Source organism: Thauera butanivorans NBRC 103042 (assembly GCF_001591165.1).
GTDB lineage: Bacteria > Pseudomonadota > Gammaproteobacteria > Burkholderiales > Rhodocyclaceae > Thauera > Thauera butanivorans.
Map to the genome: position 1 here is coordinate 1 of NZ_BCUG01000066.1, position 8,416 is coordinate 8,416.

Annotated in this window: 11 protein-coding genes; 7 read left to right on the forward strand and 4 right to left on the reverse strand. The window is 69.3% G+C overall.

Annotation, left to right across the window (positions count from 1 at the left end):
- The 4 genes from TBU01S_RS20110 to TBU01S_RS20125 form a co-directional block, all read left to right on the forward strand.
- A partial coding sequence (locus TBU01S_RS20110) for a nitrous oxide reductase accessory protein NosL (protein WP_174524556.1) occupies positions 1 to 280 on the forward strand: 280 nt, incomplete at its 5' end.
- 13 nt (positions 281 to 293) lie between these two features.
- Positions 294 to 566, forward strand: coding sequence for a hypothetical protein (locus TBU01S_RS20115; RefSeq protein ID WP_068639282.1), 273 nt, complete (start codon positions 294 to 296; stop codon positions 564 to 566).
- Entirely contained in the window at positions 566 to 931 is a 366-nt protein-coding gene (locus TBU01S_RS20120; RefSeq protein ID WP_068639283.1) for a toxin-antitoxin system TumE family protein, read from the forward strand. The genes TBU01S_RS20115 and TBU01S_RS20120 overlap by 1 nt, the downstream gene beginning before the upstream one ends.
- Entirely contained in the window at positions 928 to 1,560 is a 633-nt protein-coding gene (locus TBU01S_RS20125; RefSeq protein WP_068639284.1) for a nitrous oxide reductase accessory protein NosL, read from the forward strand. Before TBU01S_RS20120 ends, TBU01S_RS20125 begins: the two co-directional genes overlap by 4 nt.
- Before the next feature lie 155 nt (positions 1,561 to 1,715).
- Here the strand turns inward: TBU01S_RS20125 and TBU01S_RS20130 are convergent, their stop codons facing one another.
- Positions 1,716 to 2,150, reverse strand: a complete 435-nt coding sequence (locus TBU01S_RS20130; RefSeq protein ID WP_068639285.1) for a c-type cytochrome — start codon at positions 2,148 to 2,150, stop codon at positions 1,716 to 1,718.
- A 254-nt stretch (positions 2,151 to 2,404) separates the two neighbouring features.
- Here TBU01S_RS20130 and gluQRS point away from each other — a divergent pair, with 254 nt between their 5' ends.
- Both gluQRS and TBU01S_RS20140 read left to right on the forward strand, forming a co-directional pair.
- Complete coding sequence (gene gluQRS / locus TBU01S_RS20135; protein ID WP_068639290.1) at positions 2,405 to 3,421, forward strand: tRNA glutamyl-Q(34) synthetase GluQRS; 1,017 nt, start codon at positions 2,405 to 2,407, stop codon at positions 3,419 to 3,421.
- Complete coding sequence (locus TBU01S_RS20140; protein ID WP_068639286.1) at positions 3,343 to 3,771, forward strand: CoA-binding protein; 429 nt, start codon at positions 3,343 to 3,345, stop codon at positions 3,769 to 3,771. The genes gluQRS and TBU01S_RS20140 overlap by 79 nt, the downstream gene beginning before the upstream one ends.
- Positions 3,772 to 3,809: 38 nt before the next feature.
- Here the strand turns inward: TBU01S_RS20140 and clsB are convergent, their stop codons facing one another.
- The 3 genes from clsB to TBU01S_RS20155 all read right to left on the reverse strand — a co-directional run bounded on the left by clsB (position 3,810) and on the right by TBU01S_RS20155 (position 6,788).
- On the reverse strand, positions 3,810 to 4,964 hold the full coding sequence (gene clsB / locus TBU01S_RS20145; protein WP_068639291.1) for a cardiolipin synthase ClsB: 1,155 nt from the start codon (positions 4,962 to 4,964) through the stop codon (positions 3,810 to 3,812).
- Positions 4,964 to 5,713 carry an endonuclease/exonuclease/phosphatase family protein gene (locus tag TBU01S_RS20150; RefSeq protein WP_068639287.1) on the reverse strand — a complete coding sequence of 250 codons (750 nt, stop codon included), beginning with the start codon at positions 5,711 to 5,713 and terminating at the stop codon, positions 4,964 to 4,966. The genes clsB and TBU01S_RS20150 overlap by 1 nt, the downstream gene beginning before the upstream one ends.
- Positions 5,714 to 5,873: 160 nt before the next feature.
- A complete protein-coding gene (locus TBU01S_RS20155) occupies positions 5,874 to 6,788 on the reverse strand; it encodes a LysR family transcriptional regulator (RefSeq protein WP_068639288.1) in 915 nt (304 codons plus the stop codon).
- A gap of 375 nt (positions 6,789 to 7,163) precedes the next feature.
- Here TBU01S_RS20155 and TBU01S_RS20160 point away from each other — a divergent pair, with 375 nt between their 5' ends.
- Entirely contained in the window at positions 7,164 to 8,378 is a 1,215-nt protein-coding gene (locus tag TBU01S_RS20160; protein ID WP_068639289.1) for an MFS transporter, read from the forward strand.
- The last annotated feature ends 38 nt before the right edge of the window (positions 8,379 to 8,416 follow it).

The following is an 8,416-nucleotide window of genomic DNA, read 5'->3' on the forward strand; positions in this document are numbered from 1 at the left end:
CCCGGAGCAGGCGCGCCGCGTCACCGGCATTTTCGTGCAGGACATGGGCAAGGCCGACTGGGACGCGCCGGCCGGCCACTGGATCGATGCCCGCCAGGCCTTCTACGTCTTCGGCTCGAAGCGGCTGGGCTCGATGGGGCCGACCGCCGCTTCGTTCGCAACCGAGGCCGACGCCCGGGCCTTCGCCGCACAGCACGGCGGCAAGGTGCTGAAGTTCAGCGACGTCACGCCAGACATGGCCATCCTCGATGGCGGCGCGCTGCACGACCAATCCATGTAAACAAGGCCACGACATGAGCGCAACGATCTACGACGCCCTTCCCCCCGAAGCCGCCCCCGAGCTCGAACGGCTCGCCCGCCTCGTCTATGAAACGCGCGAGCACCGGCGCACGGTGCTGCAGGCCGTCGGCGCAGCGGACGAACAGACCCTGCTCCAGCGCATCATCGACGGCGGCATCGACGAACACCCTGCCTATGAACACTATCTGGCGGCACGCATCCTCGCCGAGACGCACCAGGCTGCGCGCGAAGCGATGGCCGCCAGCCTGAAGGAGCTGAACCGCTGATGAAGCTGCATACGGCCATCCTCGAACACATCGGGCGCGAACATGCGGATGCGCTCGCCACGCCGCCACGGCTCACGCAGGACGCGCTGACCATCGCCCTGCACAACGGCGTCATGCTGACCGTGCGCTATGCCGCGCCCGATGCCTATTCGCTGCGCTGGAACAGCGGACCTGACACGCCGGAAATGGGCATCGACACCGCCCCCATCCACACCCGGCTGCCCACCCGCCCCAACCACCTGCACCGCGCCGACGGCACCGTGGCAGCCGATCCCGTCACCCGCATCGACGCCAGCCCCGAGGCCAACGTCGGCGCGCTGATCGCCGCCCTCATGCGCGATCCCCTGCTCGCTTCACAGCCATGACACCCACCAGCCGCCGTCCCCTCCTGCTCGGCGCCGCGGCGCTATGCACGGCGGCGGCCGGCGCGCTGTTCGTACATTACGCGGCCAGGAGTCCGGCAGTGGAGTTCGTGCCGCCCGCCGAGGACATCTGCATCGTCGCGCCGGCACGGGTGTCGGCCGCCCATCCCTACGACCCCGCATCGGGCCTGGACATGCTTGCAGCGCGCCCGGTACCGGCGGATGCGCGCTGCCCGGTGTGCGGCATGTACCCGGCACGCTTCCCGAACTGGGCGGCGCAGATCATCTTCAGCGACGGCTCGGTGCATTTCTTCGATTCGCCGGTCGACCTCTTCGCCTTCCTCGACGAGCCGGCCCGCTTCGACGCCGAGCACACCGCGGAAGACGCCGCCGCGCTCTACGTTGCCGACCACCTCAGCGGCGGCTGGCTGGATGCGCGCAAGGCCGTCTTCGTCATCGGCTCCGGCGTACGCGGCCCGATGCGCGGCCCCGACCTGCCGGCCTTCGCCGAAGCTGCTGCGGCCCAGGCCTTCATCGCCGAACACGGCGGCCGCGCCCTGGCCTTCGACGAAATCGACCGCAGCACCGTGCGCGACCTGCGCAGCGCGGCCCACAGCGGGCACATGCACTGAAACCCCCGCACGCGGCAGCGCGTTGCCGTGCCGCGCAGACCCTGGCATGCCAGCCGGGGCCGGTAAACGAGAAACGGAGGCTTTCGCCGCCTCCGCCTGTCTGTCGTGCCCGATGCGCGAGCCGCCAGGGCTCGCGCATCGGGCATGGTCGTAGCTTACTGCGACTTCGCCACCATGAAGTCCACTGCGGCCTTGACATCGTCGTCGGGCAGCGTCGCTGCGCCGCCGCGGGCCGGCATCATGCCTTTTTCGCCGGTGAAGCCTTCGATCGCGTGCTTGTACAAGGTCTCGGCACCCTGGGCGATGCGCGGTGCCCATTCGTCCTTGTTGCCGGGAATCGGCGCACCGGCGACGCCTGCGGCGTGGCACAGCGCGCAGGTTTTCTTGTAAACACTCTCGCCCCCGGCATTGGCCGGGGCAGCGGCCGCCGGAGCAGGTGCGGGGGCCGGTGCAGCGGCAGCAGGCGGGGCGGCGGGCGCGGGCGCAGCGGGCGCCGGTGCAGAACCGGCGGAACTGCCGGAATCCTGCCCGCCACAGGCGGCAAGCAGCCCGGCAAGGACGGTGGCGAGGATCAGCGGGGTCTTTTTCATTGGAGCTCTCCGGTGGGTATCTGACAAACGATGCGGCACAGGACACGGCGCATCGCACCCGGGAATGCTACGTGCCGAGCCGAGAGCCTGTGATTGACAGGAATCAATTTGTCCTGCTAAAGCATCGGTCCGGCGCATGCAGCACGGCCCGTGCCGAAGCCGACCGCTGCAAGCGCTGCAGAATCGAGGAAAATCCCCTGCGGGCAGCCCCGGTGCCGCGGCAGCCACCCGGCCTGCATCCGCCCGACCTCTCCATGAACACTCTCGACCTCGCTTCTTCTTCGCCCCCCCATGTCGGCCGCTTCGCGCCCTCGCCCAGCGGCCCGCTGCATTTCGGCTCGCTGGTCGCAGCGGCGGGCAGCTATCTGGAAGCGCGCCGCCACGGCGGGCGCTGGCTGCTGCGGATCGAGGACGTCGATACGCCGCGCACCGTGCCCGGCGCGGCCGAAGGCATCATCGCCACGCTGGCGCGCTTCGGCTTCGAATGGGATGGCGAGATCGTCTGGCAGAGCCGCCGCAACGATGCCTACCGCGCCGCGCTGGAGCAATTGAAAGCGGCCGGCCACGCCTTTCCCTGCGCCTGTACGCGGCGCGAGATGGCGGATTCGGCGCTCGCCCGCGACGGTTCGCGGCGCTACCCCGGCACCTGCCGCGACGGCCTGCCGCCCGGGCGCATTGCACGCGCATGGCGGGTGCGGGCCGAGGGCGTGATCGGCTTCGACGACGCAATCCAGGGCTGGCAGCAGCAGGATCTCGCGCTCGACGCCGGCGACTACGTGGTGCTGCGCGCCGACGGCCTGTTCGCCTACCAGCTGGCCGTGGTGGTGGACGACGCCGAAGCGGGCGTCACCCACGCCGTGCGCGGCGCCGACCTGCTCGACTCGACCGCCCGCCAGATCCATCTGCAAGGTCTGCTCGGCATGCCGCAGCCGGCCTACGCCCACCTGCCGGTCGCCACCAACGCCGCGGGCGAAAAGCTGTCGAAGCAGACCCTCGCCCGCGCCATCGACGAACACCCGCCGGCTGCGGCACTGTGCGCGGCGCTGCGCTTTCTCGGCCAGGCGCCGGCGGCCGGACTCGATCACGCCCCGCTCGCCGAAGTCTGGCGCTGGGCCTTCCGGCACTGGCGGCTCGACGCCGTGCCGCGCCAGCGCCACGCTCCCGCAACCACCATCGACCCACCGAGGACATCATGCACCCCAACGACCTCTCCGCCGACCGCGGCGCCATCCGCGAACTGCTCTCCACCGCCCGCAGAATCGCGATCGTAGGCATCTCGCCGAAGCCCCATCGGCCGAGCAACGCGGTCGCGCGCTACCTGCGCGATGCCGGCTACACCATCATTCCGGTCAACCCGGCCCACGACGAGGTATTGGGCGAGAAGTGCTACCCCAGCGTGCGCGAAGCGCCCGGCCCGATCGACATCGTGGACGTGTTCCGCAAGCCGGACGAAGTGATGGCAGTGGCCGAGGACGCGATCGCCGCCGGCGCCGGCTGCCTGTGGATGCAGCTGGGCGTGATCGCGCCCGAGGCGGCGCAACGTGCTGCCGACGCCGGGCTGAAAGTGGTGATGAACCGCTGCGCCGAAGTCGAGCACATGGCGCTGAGCCGGCAGGGCTGAACACTGCCGTAAAGGCAGCAAACCCGCACGGCAAGGCCTCAATGCTTGCCGCCGTAGCCCGCCAGGCCGATCGCCAGGCGGACGATCTGGTACGAAGCCCAGGTCAGGGCGCGCTGCAGCAGCGACAGCCGGCGCCAGTCCGACGGGCGCAGCTCCACCGCGCCGGCCTCCATCTCGCGCGCCAGGCTGGCGCGCAGCCCGGTGGCGAAGGCCTCGTCGTCGACGACGACGTTGGCCTCGCGCGCCAGTAGCAGGCTGAAGGCATCGATGTTGCTCGAACCCACCGTCGCCCAGCGGCCATCCACCACCGCCACCTTGGCGTGCAGCTCGCTGCGGTGGTATTCGAACAGCCGGATGCCGTGCTGCATGAAATGCGGGTAGAGCGCGCGCGTGGCGTGGCGCTGCAGCGGATGGTCGGCCACGCCCTGCAGCAGCAGGATGACTTCCACGCCGCGCTCGGCGGCATCGACCAAGGCCTGGCGGAAACGCCGGCCGGGGAAGAAGTAGGCATTGGCGATGACGACCTCGTTCCTGGCGTTGCCGATCGCATCCAGGTAGGCGTTCTCGATCGCATGGCGAAAGCGCAGGTTGTCGCGCACGACGAAGGCGGCGCGGATGTCGCCGGCCGCCTCGGTCTGCGCCGGTGCGCCCAGCGGCTGATGCAAACGGCGGCGAAAGCTGACCCATGACAGCAGGCGCCACAGGCGCTGCGCGGACGCGAGGATCGGCGCCAGGACCGGCCCCTGCACATGCACAGCGTAGTCGTAACGCGGATGCGCCGGGCCGTCGGCATGGAAATCGTCGATGATGTTGATGCCGCCGACGAAAGCCTCGCGCCCGTCCACCACCACCACTTTGCGATGCAGGCGGCGCAGGCGATGGCGCCGCAGCGACAGCGCGCGCAGCTCGGGACGATAAATCAGCACCTTGACGCCGTTTTCGAGCAGCCGCGGCAACAGGTGGGCGACGAAGCTGCGGCCGCCGAAGCCGTCGACCATCAGCCTGACCTCCACGCCGCGCGCAGCGGCACGTTCGAGCGCGGCGGCGATGCTGCGCCCGGTCTCGTCCGGCTCGAAGATGTAGCCCTGCAGGAAGACCTCCTGTCCGGCGCGGTCGATCGCGTCCCGCAGTGCGGGGAAATACTGTTCGCCGTTTTCCAGCAGACGCACCGCGTTGCCGGACAGGAAGGAGATCAAGCCAGCGGCTCCAGTTCGGCCGTCAGCGCCGCGTGGTCGGAGATTTGCGCCCAGGGTGCGCCGAAGTGCACCTCGGCGCGCCGGATGCGGAAGCCCCGCACATAGATGCGATCGAGACGGAAGAAGGGCAGTGCGCTCGGAAAGCTGCGCGCCGGCCGCCCGCGGTCGCTGCCGAAGGCTTCGACCAAGCCGAGCCGGCTGGCCAGCAGGCGGTCGGCATGGTTGCGCCAGTCGTTGAAATCGCCGGCGATGATCAAGGGCTCACCGTCGGGCGCGACGTGTTCCATGCGTTCGGCCAGTGTTTCCATCTGCCGCCGCCGGCTGCCGCCCATCAGCCCCAGATGCACGCAGACACAGTGTACCGGCGTGTCGAAGCCCGGCACTTCCACCTCGGCGTGCAGCAGGCCGCGGCGCTCGAAGCGGTGGTCGGACACGTCGTGGTTGGCATGGCTCAGGATCGCATGGCGGCTGAGGATGGCGTTGCCGTGATGGCCGTGGTCATACACCGCATTGCCGCCGTAGGCGGTCTGGTGCCAGTTCTCCTCGGCCAGGAACTCGTGCTGTGGCAGGGCGGGCCAGCTCGGATGGCGCTCGGGGTGGCGCAGGTGCAGCCCCTGCACTTCCTGCAGGAAAACGAGGTCGGAATCCAGCGTCCGCAGCCGGTCGCGCAGTTCGTGCACCACCATGCGGCGGTTGAACTGCGAAAAGCCCTTGTGGATGTTGTAGGTACAGATGCGCAGATTCATGAGCGGAAGGATCCCCGGTCAGCATGCGGTCACGGGACATCATATGCGGCCCGCACGCGGAAATTAAAGCGTTTCCGGCACGAAAAGCATGCACGGTACCTGCGGAATCACGATGTCAGGCCTTTTCGGGCGCGACCGGACGATGCCGCGCGGCGGCGCTTCAAGTGCGCTCCCACGGCGGCAGCGGCTGGAAATGCCCCAGCAAGGCGTCGAGAAAGACGCGCAGCTTGGGCAGGCGCACCCGGCTGGGGGTGTAGCAGGCGTACAGGTCGCGGCCGAACACGATGTCCGGCTCGTAGCCGTCCAGCACGGTCTGCAGCACTCCCGATGCCAGCTCCCGATGGCACAGATAGGTCGGCAGGATGGCGATGCCATGGCCGGCGCGCACCGCATCGAAAATGCAGTCGATGTTGTTGAAATGGATGCGGCTGCGCACCGGCACCACGGTCTCGACGCCCTGGCCGTCGATCAGCACCCAGCGCTTGTTGTCGCCGAGCACATAGCTCAGGCACTGGTGCTGCAGCAGATCCAGCGGCTGGCACGGGCGGCCATGGCGGGCGAGATAGGCGGGCGCGGCGCACACCACCCGGCGCAGGCTGACGATGCGGCGAGCCACCGCGTCGTCCGGCGGCAGGCGCGTCATGCGCAGCGCGAGGTCGATGTTGTCGCCGACCAAGTCGACGACCTGATCGGTGAGGATCAGCTCAATCTCGAGTTCCGGATGGGCGGCCACGACCTCCGGCAACAGCGGCGCCACGCAATGGCGGCCGAAGGCGACGGTGGCGCTCACCCGCAGCGTGCCGCAGGGCCGGTCACCGAGATTGCGCACCGCGAGCTCGGTGCTGTCCACCGCCTCCAGCGCACGCAGCGCATGCTGGCGGAACACTTCGCCGGCCGGCGTCAGCGCCAGCCGACGCGTGGAGCGCTCGAACAGCCGCGCCCCCAGACGGCGCTCCAGTTCGGCCATCTGCTTGCTGACTTGGGCGCGGGTGCAGCCCAGCGTGCGTGCAGCCGCCGCCATGCTGCCGCCTTCGGCGACGCGGACGAAGCAGTCCCAGGCAGGCAGCCAGTTCATCGGGCCTCCGTCCAGCGGTTCCCGGTTGGCTTCATTCTCGTTTTCTCCTGTGGTTCGGATGAAGACCCCTCCGGGACCCCTGTAGCGGCTTGAGCCGCGACGGCAGCGTTTGGAGCGGCAACAAGGCGGCGGGAGCAGCTCGGCGCCCCCGATTCAAGCCGCTGCGAAAAAGCTGGGTAGCCGACTGATCAGGTAGAGATGGTCTTCCTTCGGAGGCGACATCGTCAACGGTTCGTTGACACGACGCATCGAATCGCGGGCTTCTCCGTATACGATGAGGAAACTATCCTCACGCCATCTCCAGCCGCGCCGACGCCCTGTCTCTTCCATCCCACCGAACGGCTCCATTTCTCACTCCTCTCCGGATCGCTCCGAATGTTCCGCTCCCTGCGCCAGCCCGGCGTGCTCGCCATCACCCTCGCCGCCGCCGGCATCCTCGCCATCACGATGGGCGCACGCCAGTCGCTCGGCCTGTTCGTCAGCCCGCTCAACAGCGCCACCGGGCTGGGCATCGCCTCGATCAGCCTGGCGCTGGCCGTCGGCCAATTCACCTGGGGCGCGATCCAGCCCATCGCCGGCGCCGCCGCCGACCGCTGGGGGCCGCGCGCGGTGCTGGTCGCCGGCATCCTGGTGCTGGCGCTGGGCAGCGCCATCACGCCTTTCATGGATTCCACCTTCGGCCTGGTGGTGTCGCTCGGCCTGCTGTCGGCGATCGGCTCGGGTGCGGGCAGCTTCTCGGTGCTGATCGGCGCCGCCGCCCAGCGCCTGCCGGCGGAAGCGCGCGGCGCGGCCTCGGGCGTGATCAATGCCGGCGGCTCCTTCGGCCAGTTCGTGTTCGCGCCCTTGCTGCAGAAGCTGATCCAGCTGTTCGGCTGGATGGGGGCGCTGTGGTCGCTGGCGGTGATGACGCTGGCGGCGCTGCCGCTGATCGGCAAGGTGGCCCAAAGCGACCATGCGGCTGCACGGCCGGCAGAGGAAAAAGGCGGCCTGCGGCGTGCGGTGCGCGAAGCGATGGGCGATCGCAGCTATCTGCTGCTGCATGCGGGTTTCTTCACCTGCGGTTTCCACATCGCCTTCCTCGTCACCCATCTGCCGGGCGAAGTGGATCTGTGCGGCCTGCCACCCTCGGTGGCGAGTTGGTCGCTGGCGATCATCGGCCTCGCCAACATCTTCGGCAGCCTGTATGCCGGCTCCTGGGTGGCGCGCTATCGCAGCCGCAACGTGCTGGCGCTGATGTATGCCTCGCGCGCAGTGCTGGTGGCACTGTACCTGATGCTGCCGAAGACGGAATGGACCTTCTACCTGTTCGCCGCCGGGCTGGGCTTCACCTGGCTGGCCACCGTGCCGCCCACCGCGGCGCTGGTCGGCAAGCTGTTCGGCATCCGCTACCTCGGCACGCTGTTCGGCCTGACGCTGCTGTCGCACCAGATCGGCGGCTTCCTCGGCGCCTGGCTGGGCGGCATCAGCATCACGCTGACCGGCGACTACAGCTGGATGTGGTACGCCGACATCGCCCTGGCCGCGCTCGCCGCGGTGCTGAACCTGCCGATCCGCGAAGCACCGGTGGTACGCGTGCCGCAGCCGGCCTGATCCGAACGCTGCCGCCAGCCCGCAACGACGCCCCACTT

Excerpts from the sequence above, each read along its gene's own strand:
- gluQRS (WP_068639290.1), top strand. The coding sequence starts at position 2,405 with ATGAACACTCTCGACCTCGCTTCTTCTTCGCCCCCCCATGTCGGCCGC.
- TBU01S_RS20115 (WP_068639282.1), top strand. The coding sequence starts at position 294 with ATGAGCGCAACGATCTACGACGCCCTTCCCCCCGAAGCCGCCCCCGAG.
- TBU01S_RS20120 (WP_068639283.1), top strand. The coding sequence starts at position 566 with ATGAAGCTGCATACGGCCATCCTCGAACACATCGGGCGCGAACATGCG.
- TBU01S_RS20140 (WP_068639286.1), top strand. The coding sequence starts at position 3,343 with ATGCACCCCAACGACCTCTCCGCCGACCGCGGCGCCATCCGCGAACTG.
- TBU01S_RS20160 (WP_068639289.1), top strand. The coding sequence starts at position 7,164 with ATGTTCCGCTCCCTGCGCCAGCCCGGCGTGCTCGCCATCACCCTCGCC.
- TBU01S_RS20130 (WP_068639285.1), bottom strand. The coding sequence starts at position 2,150 with ATGAAAAAGACCCCGCTGATCCTCGCCACCGTCCTTGCCGGGCTGCTT.
- TBU01S_RS20125 (WP_068639284.1), top strand. The coding sequence starts at position 928 with ATGACACCCACCAGCCGCCGTCCCCTCCTGCTCGGCGCCGCGGCGCTA.
- TBU01S_RS20155 (WP_068639288.1), bottom strand. The coding sequence starts at position 6,788 with ATGAACTGGCTGCCTGCCTGGGACTGCTTCGTCCGCGTCGCCGAAGGC.
- TBU01S_RS20150 (WP_068639287.1), bottom strand. The coding sequence starts at position 5,713 with ATGAATCTGCGCATCTGTACCTACAACATCCACAAGGGCTTTTCGCAG.